This window comes from uncultured Helicobacter sp., from assembly GCF_949282165.1.
Classification (GTDB): Bacteria; Campylobacterota; Campylobacteria; order Campylobacterales; family Helicobacteraceae; genus Helicobacter_F.
This window is the reverse complement of sequence record NZ_CASDOV010000010.1, coordinates 1-14187: the sequence shown is the minus strand read 5'-3', so window position 1 is coordinate 14187 and position 14187 is coordinate 1. Positions and strand designations below refer to the sequence as shown.

At 47.7% G+C, this 14187-nt stretch carries 13 protein-coding genes; 5 read left to right on the top strand and 8 right to left on the bottom strand.

The window, feature by feature from the left end; genetic code table 11:
- Window positions 1-5 precede the first annotated feature (5 nt).
- Complete coding sequence (locus ACH2BK_RS06100) at window positions 6-1040, top strand: murein L,D-transpeptidase family protein (protein ID WP_395002614.1); 1035 nt, start codon at window positions 6-8, stop codon at window positions 1038-1040.
- Window positions 1041-1319: 279 nt separating this feature from the next.
- Here ACH2BK_RS06100 and ACH2BK_RS06095 read toward each other — a convergent pair whose 3' ends face one another.
- From ACH2BK_RS06095 to ACH2BK_RS06075, 5 genes are all read right to left on the bottom strand, one after another.
- Complete coding sequence (locus ACH2BK_RS06095; protein WP_395002612.1) at window positions 1320-1454, bottom strand: hypothetical protein; 135 nt, start codon at window positions 1452-1454, stop codon at window positions 1320-1322.
- Between the two features lie 29 nt (window positions 1455-1483).
- The gene (locus ACH2BK_RS06090; RefSeq protein WP_395002610.1) at window positions 1484-2890 is read right to left on the bottom strand and encodes a 2-hydroxyglutaryl-CoA dehydratase; all 1407 of its coding nucleotides are present in this window, start codon (window positions 2888-2890) and stop codon (window positions 1484-1486) included.
- Between the two features lie 12 nt (window positions 2891-2902).
- Window positions 2903-5989 carry an acyl-CoA dehydratase activase gene (locus ACH2BK_RS06085; RefSeq protein WP_395002608.1) on the bottom strand — a complete coding sequence of 1029 codons (3087 nt, stop codon included), beginning with the start codon at window positions 5987-5989 and terminating at the stop codon, window positions 2903-2905.
- A 150-nt stretch (window positions 5990-6139) separates the two neighbouring features.
- On the bottom strand, window positions 6140-7645 hold the full coding sequence (locus ACH2BK_RS06080; protein WP_395002606.1) for a Na+/H+ antiporter NhaC family protein: 1506 nt from the start codon (window positions 7643-7645) through the stop codon (window positions 6140-6142).
- A 103-nt stretch (window positions 7646-7748) separates the two neighbouring features.
- Window positions 7749-8561: a methyltransferase family protein gene (locus ACH2BK_RS06075; protein ID WP_395002604.1), complete on the bottom strand. Its 813-nt coding sequence runs from the start codon at window positions 8559-8561 to the stop codon at window positions 7749-7751.
- A gap of 76 nt (window positions 8562-8637) precedes the next feature.
- Here ACH2BK_RS06075 and ACH2BK_RS06070 point away from each other — a divergent pair, with 76 nt between their 5' ends.
- Entirely contained in the window at window positions 8638-8820 is a 183-nt protein-coding gene (locus ACH2BK_RS06070; RefSeq protein WP_395002602.1) for a hypothetical protein, read from the top strand.
- A 28-nt stretch (window positions 8821-8848) separates the two neighbouring features.
- On the opposite strand, the gene ACH2BK_RS06065 is transcribed toward ACH2BK_RS06070, so the two are convergent.
- From ACH2BK_RS06065 to ACH2BK_RS06055, 3 genes are read right to left on the bottom strand one after another with little or no spacing between them, the layout of a single operon-like run.
- The gene (locus ACH2BK_RS06065) at window positions 8849-9430 is read right to left on the bottom strand and encodes an FkbM family methyltransferase (RefSeq protein ID WP_395002600.1); all 582 of its coding nucleotides are present in this window, start codon (window positions 9428-9430) and stop codon (window positions 8849-8851) included.
- On the bottom strand, window positions 9379-9654 hold the full coding sequence (locus ACH2BK_RS06060) for a hypothetical protein (protein ID WP_395002599.1): 276 nt from the start codon (window positions 9652-9654) through the stop codon (window positions 9379-9381). Before ACH2BK_RS06060 ends, ACH2BK_RS06065 begins: the two co-directional genes overlap by 52 nt.
- Complete coding sequence (locus ACH2BK_RS06055) at window positions 9630-10067, bottom strand: hypothetical protein (protein ID WP_395002598.1); 438 nt, start codon at window positions 10065-10067, stop codon at window positions 9630-9632. Before ACH2BK_RS06055 ends, ACH2BK_RS06060 begins: the two co-directional genes overlap by 25 nt.
- A 131-nt stretch (window positions 10068-10198) precedes the next feature.
- Here ACH2BK_RS06055 and ACH2BK_RS06050 point away from each other — a divergent pair, with 131 nt between their 5' ends.
- From ACH2BK_RS06050 to dnaK, 3 genes are read left to right on the top strand one after another with little or no spacing between them, the layout of a single operon-like run.
- Entirely contained in the window at window positions 10199-10990 is a 792-nt protein-coding gene (locus ACH2BK_RS06050; RefSeq protein ID WP_394997448.1) for an HrcA family transcriptional regulator, read from the top strand.
- Window positions 10991-11009: 19 nt separating this feature from the next.
- Complete coding sequence (gene grpE / locus ACH2BK_RS06045) at window positions 11010-11582, top strand: nucleotide exchange factor GrpE (protein WP_395002597.1); 573 nt, start codon at window positions 11010-11012, stop codon at window positions 11580-11582.
- Window positions 11583-11604: 22 nt separating this feature from the next.
- A complete protein-coding gene (dnaK, locus tag ACH2BK_RS06040) occupies window positions 11605-13479 on the top strand; it encodes a molecular chaperone DnaK (protein ID WP_395002595.1) in 1875 nt (624 codons plus the stop codon).
- The last annotated feature ends 708 nt before the right edge of the window (window positions 13480-14187 follow it).

The window sequence follows — 14187 nt, the reverse complement described above, 5'->3', positions numbered from 1 at the left end:
AAGAGTTGAAAAAAATATTACAAATATGTGCGCTCTGCTGTGCTTTGTGGGGTGTCCTTGTGGCGCAGCCTTTGGCACAATCCCTAGACGCCCTTGATGAAAGCACCTTTGAGCTTGTCAATCTCTACCAACAAAAAGGCATCACAAGCGTGCAAGAAAAGTTAGAATCTTACCTGCTCTCCGTGCCCTATTGGCTCAAGGTCGTGGGGGAGAGAGATGTGAGCTATGGGTATTTTCAAACCACGCGCTATGTGTTTGTATCAGACAAAGCCCTGCCAGATCTTAGGCTTTTTAAGGTAACAAATCAGGGCTTTGAGCTGCTAGGGAGCTCGAGTGCGCTTGTCGCGCAAGGCAAGGGACACAAAAAGCTCGAGGGCGATCTCACCACGCCCATTGGCGTGTATGATCTCACCGCGCGCCTTAGTGGTTTGCCCCCCTATTATGGTCCCTTGGCGTTTGCTACAAACTACCCCAACACCTACGACAGATCGCTTAGACGCACGGGCAGCGGGATTTGGATACACGGACTGCCCCTAGATGGCAATCGCGAGGAGCTAAACACCAAAGGCTGCATCGCCATCGATAATGAGCTTTTGAAAAAATACGATGGTTTGGTGGATTATAGGGATTCTATCGTGATTATCTCCGAGGGCGAGCTGCGCACGATGAATGCGATGCAAGCAGCGCAGATCCTCGCGGGACTCTATGCGTGGAAAGAAATGTGGAAAAAGGGCGATTTGGCGGGGTATTTGAAGTTTTATGACAAGGAGAACTTTGTCCGCCAAGATGGTATGCGCTACAAGGCGTTTGCTGAGTATAAAAGCCGCATATTTGCCAAAAACGAGGAGAAGCAAATCGAGATTAGCGGCATAGATATCGCGCCATTCCCCAATGGAGAGGGCAGAGAGATGTATCGCGTGAATTTTAGACAAGACTATCGGGCTTTACTCAATGGCAAGGTGAGCTTTAGCTCTAGTCATCGCAAGGATCTCTATGTGTGGCTACAAGAAGGCGAGATGAAAATTTTGAGCGAGAAGTGATGGGGCATACAACCCACTCCCAAAAACAACCCAAGATTCACAAAGGCAAAGTTGAGAATCTAGCGCGTTACAGAACCTAGCCCGATATTCAGAATCTATTGGGCTTAGATTCTGTAAATGCGTTAGATTCTATGCAATTAGATTCTAAACTCACACTAGATTCTGTTAGATTAGATTCTAAGCTTTCTTAGATTCTCTATTTTACTTTATGAATCTTGACTGGATTTTGTGGGGAGGTGGATTGTGTGATGCCTTAGAATCTATGCTTTGTCCAAATTATTAGAGCCAAAATCCCACTCTAGATTCTAGGTAGGCAGTGAGGGGATCTGACTGCCCGTGAGTGCGACATAAGGCGCGTAGCTCTTGTGACAATGGCAAATCCGCCACGATGTGCGCGCCCAATTGTGCGCACACCCGCTTGCGTCCCTGCTCTCATCTGGGCTTTAGGCGAGCTCTGCCTCGAGCTCCTTTTTGGCGTTTGAGAGCATAAGCTTGATACGATTTTCTTGATTTACCCTCGTCGCGCTTGGATCGTAGTCGATGGAGACGATGTTGCTCTGTGGGTTTTTTTCTTTGATGATTTTCATCATACCGCGCCCCACGATGTGGTTTGGCAAACACCCAAATGGCTGCGTGCAAACGACATTATTCACGCCCTGCTCGATGAGCTCTAGCATCTCGGCAGTGAGTAGCCAGCCCTCGCCCATATTCATCGCCTCGCTCACATACCCATCAGCCAAAGTCTTAGTGTGCTTGAAATACGATGGTGTGCGGAATACGCCGTGCTTTTGGATCATTTTTATCATATCCTTTTGCTTTTTGCAAAAATACTCAAACACGAGCTTGTAGATAAGGCGCGTGCTGAGCTTGCCGCCATACATTTTGTTCTCCACAATGCTATCGTTGATACAATACAGACAAAAATCCAAAAAGCCCGGAATTACGACTTCGCAATTCTCCCCTAGCAAGAAATCCTCGAGATTGTTGTTGCCAAGCGGGGAAAATTTGATATAAATCTCGCCCACGATCCCCACCTGCACCTTTTTATCACGCCTCATCGGGATAGAGGCAAAGTCCTCTAAAATCTCCTCCATATCGCGCTTTTGCGCCTTGTAGCTCGTGAGCCCCGCGTTGCTTCCGGGCGTGGTGATGCGCTCTACCCATTTGCTCACCATCGCTTCTGTATCGCCTTTGTTGAGCTCGTAGGCTTTGCATTGGTTAGCGATGTGCATAAGCAAATCGCCATAGATGATAGCTGATAGGAAGTTTTGGAGCATTGGGCGCGTAACGCTAAAGCCCTGCCCCGTCTCTAGCCCGCTGAAATTGAGTGAAATCACGGGTATCTCGCCAAAGCCTGCTTTGTTGAGGGCTTTGCGCAGGAGATGGATATAGTTGCTAGCTCTGCAGCCCCCGCCAGTTTGGGTGATGAGCAGCGCGACTTTGCTTAGATCCCATTTGCCGCTTTTTAGCGCGTCAATCATCTGCCCAATCACAAGCAGCGCGGGATAGCAAGTATCATTATGCACATTGCGCAAGCCCTCATTCACCACGCCCGCACCCTCATTGTGTAGCAGCTCTGCCTTGTAGCCGTGCAAGTGCAGGATATTGACCAAAAAGCGGAAGTGTATGGGCAGCATCATCGGCACCAAAATCGTGTGCGTTTCTTTCATCTCCTTGGTAAAGGGCACTTTGATGATCTCACGCTCGCCCTTTAGCACCGCGTCATTGCTGCTAATGCCTACATTCCACTTTTTCACACTCGGCAGGTTAGAATCTCCCGCACTTGGGCTTTTAAAATTCACAAACTCACCGCCAAATTCGCTTTTGGACATAGAAATTTTTTGCGTCATTCTCTCTCCTTTTTAGTTGGTAAATGCCATCATTTTGCGCATCTCTTTTTGGGTGTTGTTGTAGAACAAAATGCTTGTGAGGGCGTTGTGCTTTTTGCCTGAGAGCTTCTCCTCCATAGCACCCAGCAGCGAGCGGATGCGGATTTTGACTGCGCCTAGGTTGCTTATCTCATCGATTTTAATCTGGGTGTAAAATCGCCCTCTAGATTCTAAAATCGCGCGCACCTCATCAGTCGTGATAGAATCTATCCCGCACCCAAAGCTCACAAGCTGCACAAGCTCGATGTTTGGATTCTCGCACACAAACTCCGCGGCGTTATAAAGCCGTGAGTGGTAGCTCCATTGGTTGAGAATCTGCAGATCCTTTGCCTCCGCGAGGTGCGAGATGCTATCCTCGCTCAATACCACGAGCCCTAGGGAGTTTATGAGCTTGTCAATCCCGTGATTTATCTCTGGATCTATGTGGTAGGGGCGTCCGCTGAGCACGATGGCTTTGAGATTGTTTTTTTTGATATGCGCTAGCACCTTTTCGCCCTCGCGCTGTATATCATCTAGCCACTGCTCCCTAAAGGCATAGGCTCTCTCCAACGCTTTGGCATAGTCTTTTTTGGAGACTTTGAGCTCTTTGGTGAAAAAGGGCAGGGATTTTTTGTAAAACTCATCTTTTTTGTGCAAGCCCACATATGGGTATAAAAACCGCACTTCGCGCAATCTATCGACATTGGCATTGAGCAATTCTGGGTAATACGCCACCACGGGGCAGTTGTAGTTGTTTGTGCTCGTGTCTTTGTGCTTTTCATCAGATTCAAAGTTATAGCTCATACAAGGGTAAAAAATCATCTCCACGCCCTTGTCCATAAGATTCTCAATATGCCCGTGCTGGAGCTTGGCGGGGTAGCACACCGTATCACTAGGGATAGAATACTGCCCCTTGGCAAAGGTTTTGCGCGTTGTCATATCCGAGACTACCACTTCATAGCCTAGCTCGCTTAAAAGCGTGTGCCAAAAGGGCAGATTCTCATACATATTTAGTCCTAGAGGGATCCCGATCTTGCCCTTAGAGGCAAATTTCACGACACTGCGCTCTTTGTCAAAGCCCTTATAGGCAAACAAATCTTGGAGTTTTTGGAGCTTGTAGTCATACATATTGGGCAAATGCACGATTTTTTTAAAGCCTAGGGGCTTATCGCAGCGATTGCCCGAGATGAATTTTTTAGAACCATAGGTATCACTGAATCTATTGATAGTGAGATTGCAATTATTGCCACAGATCTTGCACACGGTGGCTTTTGCGATGTGGTTGAAGTTTTGGAGTGCCTCCTGCGTGATAATTGCCGAGCTTTGTAGATTGAGCCCCTTAGCATACAAAGCCGCGCCAAACGCCCCCATAAGCCCACTGATTTTGGGACGGATCACATTGCGCCCGATTTCTTTCTCAAAGCTCCTTAGCACTGCGTTATTGAGGAATGTCCCGCCCTGCACCACGATTTGCTTGCCCAAATCATCGGCATCACGCGCGCGGATAACCTTATAAATAGCATTCTTAACCACGCTCATAGAAAGCCCCGCTGAGATATCCTCAATACTCGCGCCCTCTTTTTGCGCCTCCTTAACCGAGCTATTCATAAACACCGTGCAGCGACTACCTAGCTCCACAGGGTGCTTAGAATCTAGCCCAAACTGCGAGAATGTCTGCACATCATAGCCCATCGAGCGCGCAAAAGTCTCGATAAAGCTCCCGCACCCGCTCGAGCAGGCTTCATTGAGCATAATAGAATCTATGGTTTTGTTTTTGATATAAAAACACTTCATATCCTGCCCGCCGATATCGATGATGAAATCCACTTGGGGGTTAAAATGCTGCGCGGCTTTGAGGTGCGCGATAGTCTCTACAAGCCCCGCATCGAGGTTAAAGCCAGCCTTGATGAGCTCCTCGCCATAGCCCGTTACCGCACTGCCTTTGATATGAATCTTTTCCCCAAAATTCTCATAAATGTATTGGAGCTGATCGTGTATCACGCTCGCGGGATTACCTTGGTTGGAGTTGTAGAATTGGTAGAGGATTCTATGAAACTCATCGATAATCACGAGTTTTGTCGTCGTCGAGCCGCAATCCACACCCACAAACGCATCGATTTTGCGGAATCCATTGCTCCTAAATGCCTCATCTATGCTCACTTCATCGACACTCGCGCTCTCGTGCCGTGCGAGAAACTCCCGATACTCCTCATCATTAGCAAAGAGCGGTTCAAGGTATTTATTGCTTGAAGCGACATTTTTAGATTCTTGGAGCTTGGCTAATAGCGAGTTGCAAGTGAAGCTTTGGGAGTTTAGACGCGCGCACAACGCCACGCCGATAGCCACGGAGTATTGCGCGTATTCTGGGAATATCGCGTGCTCATCATCGAGTTTTAATGTCTCTTGGAATCGCCTCTGCAAGCCTTTGTAAAAAAACAGCGGTCCGCCCAAAAACATCACCTTGCCCCCTATCTTGCGCCCTTGAGCAAGTCCGCTGATCGTCTGATCCACGACAGCTTGGAAAATACTCGCGGTGATGTCCTCTTTATTCACGCCTTGATTGAGGAGGGGCTGCACATCGGTTTTGGCAAACACCCCGCAGCGGCTTGCCACAGGATAGATTTTGTTGTGCTTTAGTGAAATCTCATCAAAAGTCTTAGCGTCAATGGCAAGGAGTGTTACCATCTGATCGATAAACGCCCCCGTGCCCCCAGCACACGAGCCATTCATACGCTCTTCTGTCCCACCGCTTAGGAATAATATCTTGGCATCTTCCCCACCAAGCTCGATAACCACATCCGTATCGGGCTCTAAAAACTTGATAGCCTCCGCCGTGGCAAACACCTCTTGGGCGAAGTCTATCCCCACTGCCTTGCAGATCCCAAACCCAGCCGAGCCAGAAATAGAGACTTTAAACTCCCGCTCCCCGATAATCTCGCGCAGATTCTCAACAATCTCTATGCTCTTTTCTCGCACTTTGGAATAATGCCGCTCATAATGGCGATAGATGATCTCATCATTTTCCATTAGCGCGATTTTAGCCGTCGTGCTGCCGATATCAATGCCAAGTGTCAAGCTCATTACAACCCCCTAGTGATGATAGAATGTATTAAAAATATGTGTGAAGGCTCTAAAATTTGTGAAAAATGCGCCCTGATTATACAAAAAATCCCTTTAATTGCGCCCAGAATCCGAGAAAATCGCTCGTGAATGTGCAAATCTCGCTAGATTCTATGCGCCATAGAATCTTTTAAACCCATAAAACACCCCAAACATCAGCAAAAGCCCCACGATATGCCCCCACAATACAGAATCTAGCCCGCCAGCCACGCCAAAGCTCACGAGCGCGATTGCAGCCACCACGCTCACATAGGGCAGCTGCGTGATAAAGTGGCTCTGCACCGAGCAACCAGCCCCTGTGGCAGAGAGGATCGTCGTATCCGAGATGGGCGAGGCGTGATCGCCATACACCGCGCCTGAAAGCACGGCAGAGAGCACGAGCACCAAATCTATGCCATTAGCCTGCGCGAGGCTTGAGGCGATGGGTATCATAATGGCAAAAGTCGCCCAGCTAGTCCCTGTGCAAAAGGCGATAAATCCAGAGATCCCAAAGCTCACGACAACGATAGTTATATGCGGATTGAGCGCGCTAGATTCTAAAAATTCCTTGCTCAAATCCGCCAAATACACACCCGTGCTCAAATCCTCTTTGATAATAGGTCCTATCGCCCACGCTAGCACGAGTATGAGGCACGCAGGGAGCATAGAGGCAATGCCTATTTTTAGGATAGGCGCGTAGTTGGGCAGGGCGATGTGGCGCGCGGAGAGAGCGAGGCTAAGCAGCAGCGCGCCTAGCCCACCAAAAAAGAGCGAAAACCCCGTATCCGTGTGCCCAAGCATACCTAAGAAGCTAAGCTCCCCGCTCTCCAAATACCCTGTGTAAAAGATAAGACCCGCCACAAAGCCAAGCAGGGCGAGTATGGGGATTATGAGAAGCCACACGCTCGCACCCGTGTGTGGCGTGAAGTCTAGGTGCTCGCTCACGCCGACATTTTGGTTTTGGCACATAGCAGGGAGGTTTATCTGCCACAAAATCGTGAGAAACACCGCCAAAAGCGCGAACCACGCGTAGTAATTCCCCCAAATGCTAGAAAAAAGCAGCACGAAGCTATCAGTCTCAAAGTTTTTATTAAACTGCATAAGGATATACGCGCCCCAGCTAGAGATGGGCATCAAAATGCAAATGGGCGCAGAGGTAGAATCTATGATATAGGCTAGACGCTCACGCGTGGAGTGGTTGGCGTCATTGAGCGATTTGCTCACCTGCCCCACAGTTAGGGCGTTAAAATAATCATCGACAAAGACGACAATCCCAGCGATAAAGGCAAAAAACTCCGAGCCTCTCTGTGTGCGCACACGCCGCCGCGCCCAGCGCACAAACGCCGCAATCCCGCCCGAGTAGCTCATAATCTGTGTGAGAATGCCTAGCATAAACAAAAAGCCAAAGACATAGAGGCTTTGGGCGTTTATTGCCACGCCATTTGGGGTGGATTCATAAAACACCGAGGCTATGCGTTTGTAGGCGTAAGTGAGGGCGTCTAGGGGATTTTGATAATGCAGCATAACGCTCGCTAGCACGATACCTAAAAGGAGCGAGAGCACCACGCGGCGCGTGAAAAACACGAGCGCGATGGTGACTAAGGGCACGACAAGGCTAAGGGCAGAGTGGGCATACATATTAGAATCCATGGGGGATTATAACCTTTTAGTTTGGAGTGATTTGGGGCAATTGTAGTCAAACCGCCCTTAGTTTGCGCTTGTTTGGCGGCTTTGTGCGAGTCTATCGCCCCTCTATCTCAAAGATTTTGGTGCTTTTGACAAGCACGAGCATCACGACATACACCACCGCGCTTAGCACAAAAAACGCGCTAATAAGCGGCTCAAACATACTGATGACATTCCCTAGCACATACGCGCTGATGATCCAATGCACCACAAAAAGCGACGCCGCTAGCCCAAAAAGCGAGTGATACTCGCGCTTTAGCATAGACTTCATACTAAATCCAAGCGTGCTCTTAGTGTAGTTGCGAAAGCTGGGGACAAATGCGGGCGTGTTTTGCGCCCATTGTAAATACACATCGCCAAATTTTTGGGTCAAAAAGCTCTCTTCTGCATAGATAATGCGCTCATAATAGAGCCAAAATGCCAGCGTGAAGCACAGCGCAAAGAGCCAATTGCCAAGTAGCAGCACGGGGGAGAGCATCATCAAAAAATTCCCCAAATACAGAGGATTGCGACAGAGCGAATACATACCCGTGGTGTTGAGCACCTCTGCCTTTTGGGCTTTGGTATTGCGCCCAGAGGTATCGCGCGGGACATACCCAGCGACTAGGATTCTGACAAACTGCCCCACTAGCCCCACGATGAGCGCGCACACCACTAGCGGCGTGTTGTAGGTGAAGTTTAGCTCCGCGCCCCTCTCTACAAAGAGATTGAGAAAAAAGAATTCTTGCATTTGGATACGCGGTAAGAGGAGATTTTGTGGGAAACTAAGCAGACAAAGGACAAAGAGCGGAATAACCACTAGTGGCAAATAACTCCTGTATCGGAATAAAAAATCGCCCTCTTTTTTGAAGTTATCCTTGAGCACCATACATAATCCTTAGAAAATGAAGTAAATGCGCCATTTTAGCACAAATTTTAAAAGTTAAGTTTAGCTTACAAGGCGAGTGAGATTCTGTATTAGGTTACAGAATCTAATTTGCTTTATAGAAAATGCGCCATTGCCAAATCGCGTTCCTGACGCGCTGACACCAAACAATTACAGAATCTCGCATTTAGATTCTGTGTATGAACGCGCAGCGGAGCGAGCGGAGATTCACTCTCCGCGAGCGGCATCAAGTTTGCCCTAGCAAACTTGCGTAAAATTATGTCTATACATCACACAAAGCGCACAAAGAGCACGCAATCCATACCCCACGCGCGTATTTCTGTCCATTTGAGTGAAAACTCCATCCGGAGATTCAAAGAATGCAAGAGTCTTGGAATCTCCACGATATCATCTTCTAAGTGGTAGATTGGAATCATCAGCTTTGGCTTAAATCGCTTAATGCTCTGCAGTGCGCCCCTTAGGGCGTCTTGCTCCCCGCCTTCGATGTCCATTTTGATAAGCCCGAGGTTGGTGATATCGTGCTTTGCGATAAAATCATCGATGGATACGCATTCTACTTCTATGCTTGTCGCGCTTTTTTGCGGGACAATATGCCACGAGTCAAAGTGCAGTGTCTGTGTCGTGGCACCTATGGCGTATTCATAGGCTTTGATCTGTGCTTGTTTGTGGTTTGCGATGAGGTTTTGGCGCAGCAGCGCGTATGAGGGCTTGGCGCATTCAAAGCTATAAATGGGGGAGTTTGGATATAGTGCGCTAAAAAACAAGGCAGTATCGCCCTCCGCCCCGCCACAATCAAAAATTACTTCGCCATCGTTGGGATTGAAGCCCTCCCTCTCGTATTCGCGTAGCAAAATGTATGCACGATGGGATAAAAGGCGATGGATTGCTCGGTAGAGTGCGCGTAGTGGGGCAAAGGGCAGCTTGTGTGGTATAAAATCTCTTGGTTTTCAAAAGGGATTGTTATGGGGGATTGTGCGCTGTTTCGGCTATGGTAGAGCTTTTCGCCTTGTATAAAAGCGAGGTTTATTTTTGCGCGCCAAAAATCATCGGCTATATCTGCCCCCCAATTACCCATCGCTTAAGCAGCCACATTATGAGCACTTCTCGCTCCTTGGCACATAGCTTGGTATAAAGCAGTGAATCTATGGCGTGCAGATGGGCTTTGTAGCGTTTTAAAAGCTTGAGTTTTTGTCTGGGCAAAAATCCCACGCCCCTAAAATCTAAAATGTCTTTAGTCAGTGAATCTCGTCCAAAATACGCGTGCATAAGGCTTTTATACACTTTTTTCAATGCGGATTTCATCGTTGCTTCTTTTTTGAGGTTATTTTGAGGTTGCGCCACATTATAGCATTTTGTGCCTTGGTGGGCTAGGGGGAGTTCGCGTGTGGGATTTTCACTCCCCTGTGAATCTCGTGGGGGCTTGTGGGAATGTGCGCATATTATCAGACTTAGTGCAATTAGTATGATACGATTAGGCATATATTTCATAAATAAAAATACTTAGATAAGTTTATGCAAATAGACTAAAGTTTAATGAAAATTAGCAATTTATTTACCAAATTGCTAAAAATCTTGGTATAATACCGCCCAAAAATTTTGAGATTTTGAAAGGAGAGGCGATGAGTTCTAAAAAAGATTTATTGCTTGAGCAAGTGATTGTGCAATACCTCAAGTCCAAAGAGCCCATCGGCTCAGAATCTCTCAAAGCCTCTTATCATATGGGCGTCTCTTCGGCGACTATTCGGAATTATTTTAAGGCATTGGTGCAGGAGGGTTGGCTCGCCCAGCCCCATATCAGCAGCGGGCGTATCCCCACCTACACGGCGTTAAAAAACCATTGGCTAAAGCATATCGATCCCAAAAGCCCCTGTATCGTGCAAAACCTAGAGAGGCTAAAGCACAGCAGCTATGCGCACAATATCTGTTGTGTGGTGCGACTACACTCGCGCAATACGCTCCAAGAGATTCTCAATATCCATAATGAATTTTTGGCACTCAAGCTTGAGCAGGGCTATGCGATCCTCTCGTATAATGCCTCGCTAGAGCGGTTTTTGCACGAGCTAAAGAATCTCGACATCACCGATATCCAAAAAATCGCCTACCAAGTGCGCGCCAAGGAGCTACTAGAGGCACTTGGCAATGCGTATGAAGGCGAGCTAATGCGCTTTTGTGTGAGCGCGCTTTGTGAAATGCTTAGACTAACTTCAAACGAGGAGGTATTTTTAGACATTATAAACGGCTATGTTTTTCACAAGCTTCAAGATGGAATCTATTTTGAAGAATTTTTGCCCAAAAACTACCTTGGCATTATGCAGGAGTTTCGCACCACAGAGGGACAAAGCGGACATATCCTCGTGTGTGGCGAGGTGGATAGGGACTATGTGAGCTTTTACAAAGAGCTTGCGAGCTAAATCTAACAAAGGAGGTTGTATGCAAGAACACACATCAGAGAGCCAAGCCCAAGATATTGCGCAAGAGGGACTAGAGTCGCGACAGGAGCTAGATTCACAAGAATCCCAAAACCTTGCACAAGATGAGCAAGGCGCGGAAAATGCACAAGATTCTCAAGAACTGCAATCCAAGTACGATGAGCTAAAAGATCAGTATGTGCGGGCGTTTGCGGATTTTGAAAACACCAAAAAGCGTCTGGAGCGCGAAAAATACCAAAGCCTAGAATACGCAAACGAGCGTTTTGGTATCGACTTGCTCCCTGTGCTTGACACCTTACAAAAGGCGTTAGAATCCGCGCAAGCCGCGGAGCAGCAGGCGATCGTGCAGGGCTTAGAGCTCACGCTTGAGAGCTTTTATAAGGCACTAGGCAAGCACGGGATAGAGCATATAGCAGCCGATGGGGAGTTTGATCCCAATCTGCACGAATGCCTAATGCAAGTGCCAGATCCTGCCAAGCAAAATGGGCAGATCGCGCAAGTGCTGCAAAATGGCTACACATACAAAGGGCGCGTGCTGCGTCCTGCAATGGTAAGCATTGTAAAAAACGACTAAACTTAAACACAAAGGATAAACTATGGCAAAAGTAATCGGAATCGACTTAGGGACTACAAACTCGGCAATGGCAGTGTATGAGGGCAATGAAGCAAAAGTCATCGCCAACAAAGAGGGCAAAAACACCACGCCTTCCATCGTGGCTTTTACCGATAAGGGCGAGATTTTGGTGGGCGAGCCCGCTAAGAGGCAAGCAGTTACCAATCCGCAAAAGACAATCTATTCCATTAAGCGCATTATGGGCTTGATGTTTAATGAAGACAAGGCAAAGGAGGCACAAAAACGACTGCCTTATAAAATCATCGACAGAAACGGCGCGTGTGCGATAGAGATAGCGGATAAAATCTACACGCCCCAAGAGATTTCAGCCAAAATTTTGATGAAAATCAAAGAGGACGCCGAGAGCTACCTAGGCGAGAGCGTAACTGAAGCCGTGATCACCGTGCCCGCGTATTTTAACGACTCGCAGCGCAAAGCGACAAAAGAAGCAGGGACGATCGCGGGGCTTAATGTATTGCGTATCATTAATGAACCCACTTCCGCCGCGCTTGCTTATGGGCTTGATAAAAAAGAATCCGAAAAGATTATGGTGTATGACTTGGGCGGAGGGACTTTTGATGTTACCGTGCTTGAGACGGGCGATAATGTCGTGGAAGTGCTCGCTACGGGCGGCGATGCGTTTTTGGGCGGCGATGACTTTGATAACAGAATCATCGATTGGGCGGCTAAGGAATTTCAAGACGAAAGCGGGATTGATATCAAAAACGATGTGATGGCACTCCAACGCCTCAAAGACGCGGCAGAAACTGCCAAAAAGGAGCTTAGCAGCGCGCAGGAGACGGAGCTTAATCTACCATTTATCACTGCAGATTCAAGTGGTCCTAAGCACCTAGTCAAAAAGCTCACTCGCGCGAAGTTTGAGAGCCTCATAGAGGATTTAATCGATGAGACGATTGCCAAAATCGATTTTGTGATAAAAGACGCGGGGCTTAGTAAAAGTGATATTAGCGAAGTCGTGATGGTGGGTGGCTCTACGCGTATCCCCAAGGTGCAAGAGCGTGTCAAAGATTTCATCGGCAAAGATCTCAACAAATCAGTGAATCCCGATGAGGTCGTGGCGGTGGGTGCAGCGATTCAAGGCGGCGTGCTCAAAGGCGATGTCAAAGATGTGCTATTGCTTGATGTGACACCTCTAAGCCTAGGGATAGAGACTGCTGGGGGGATTGCTACCAAAATCGTGGAGCGCGGCGTGACTATCCCTACGAAAAAAACGCAGGTATTCTCTACCTATGAGGACAATCAGCCCGCTGTGTCAATCAATGTATTGCAAGGTGAGCGCGAGCTAGCGCGTGATAATAAATCGCTTGGGCGCTTTGATCTTACCGGTATCCCTGCCGCACCGCGTGGCGTGCCACAAATCGAGGTAACCTTTGACATTGACGCCAATGGAATCTTAACCGTGAGTGCCAAGGACAAAACCACGGGCAAATCCCAAGAGATTAAAATCAGCGGTTCTAGCGGGCTTTCAGATTCTGAAATCGAAAAAATGGTAAAAGACGCCGAGCTACACAAAGAAGAGGACGCTAAGAAAAAGGAGCTCATCGAGCTACGCAACCAAGCCGATAGCCTCGTGTATCAGACAAGAAAGAGCCTTGATGAGCACAGGGACAAAATCCCTGCCACAGAGGTGGAGGGCATAGAATCTGCGCTCAAAGACTTAGAGGACGCGCTCAAAAACGAGAGCGTGGGCAAGGAGGAGCTAGAATCTAAGATTCAAAACCTTAGCCAAAAAGCGCAATCTCTCGCCCAAGCTATGCAAAACCAAACCCAAAATAGCGGTGCGCAAGAGAGCAAAAAGGGCAAAGATGATGATGTCATCGATGCGGAGGTGGAGTAGTGGGGCGTTGCGCTCCCGCCCCCGCACCCGCCACACACCCCCCAAAAGCTCTATAAGCCCCACGACAATGACTAATTTTTTGCTAGCGGCGACAACCCCACACAATCCACACCACACCAAGTGCGGAGTCTCAAGTAGATTTAAAATCTAAGCCCAAGCACACAATCCCTTCATATTTAGTGAAGCAAAATCTCTAGATTCTAAAAGCTCACACTCCCCCACGCACTAAGCCAAATATGAGATGTAGAATCTAAGGAAAGCCCAGACAAAGCTTTAAATTCAAACAAGGCGGATTCTAAAATACGCACAAAAACCAAAACAGATTCAAAGGAACAAACAAAGTTCAGAATCTCTATTGTATAGAATCTAACACATTTGCAGAATCTAGCCCCGCAGAATTAAAAGCCATTTTACAATCCAACTCAATAGATTCAGAATCTAAGCAACTCACACAATCTATGTTTGGAAAAATTAGAATCTAGCCCAACAGATTCAGAATCTCGTGCATTTATAGAATCTAAACCTAAAACAATTACGCAACCTCCCCACTTCAAAAAACCTTTATGAAGCTTTGCTCAATACAAATAATGGGCGCGATAGCGCAAGCCTAGCGCAATTGTAAAATTGCGCCATTTTTGCGCAGCAAAAATCACATAAAATGTGTAGCACGCAAGTGCATACCGCCCCTCGCCCGCTTCGTGGTGTGCA

What these genes read in the sequence shown, in the direction of transcription:
- ACH2BK_RS06090 (WP_395002610.1), bottom strand. Translation starts at nt 2,890, where the DNA reads ATGACGCAAAAAATTTCTATGTCCAAAAGCGAATTTGGCGGTGAGTTT.
- ACH2BK_RS06085 (WP_395002608.1), bottom strand. Translation starts at nt 5,989, where the DNA reads ATGAGCTTGACACTTGGCATTGATATCGGCAGCACGACGGCTAAAATC.
- ACH2BK_RS06080 (WP_395002606.1), bottom strand. Translation starts at nt 7,645, where the DNA reads ATGTATGCCCACTCTGCCCTTAGCCTTGTCGTGCCCTTAGTCACCATC.
- ACH2BK_RS06075 (WP_395002604.1), bottom strand. Translation starts at nt 8,561, where the DNA reads ATGGTGCTCAAGGATAACTTCAAAAAAGAGGGCGATTTTTTATTCCGA.
- ACH2BK_RS06060 (WP_395002599.1), bottom strand. Translation starts at nt 9,654, where the DNA reads ATGGGTAATTGGGGGGCAGATATAGCCGATGATTTTTGGCGCGCAAAA.
- ACH2BK_RS06055 (WP_395002598.1), bottom strand. Translation starts at nt 10,067, where the DNA reads ATGAAATATATGCCTAATCGTATCATACTAATTGCACTAAGTCTGATA.
- ACH2BK_RS06050 (WP_394997448.1), top strand. Translation starts at nt 10,199, where the DNA reads ATGAGTTCTAAAAAAGATTTATTGCTTGAGCAAGTGATTGTGCAATAC.
- grpE (WP_395002597.1), top strand. Translation starts at nt 11,010, where the DNA reads ATGCAAGAACACACATCAGAGAGCCAAGCCCAAGATATTGCGCAAGAG.
- dnaK (WP_395002595.1), top strand. Translation starts at nt 11,605, where the DNA reads ATGGCAAAAGTAATCGGAATCGACTTAGGGACTACAAACTCGGCAATG.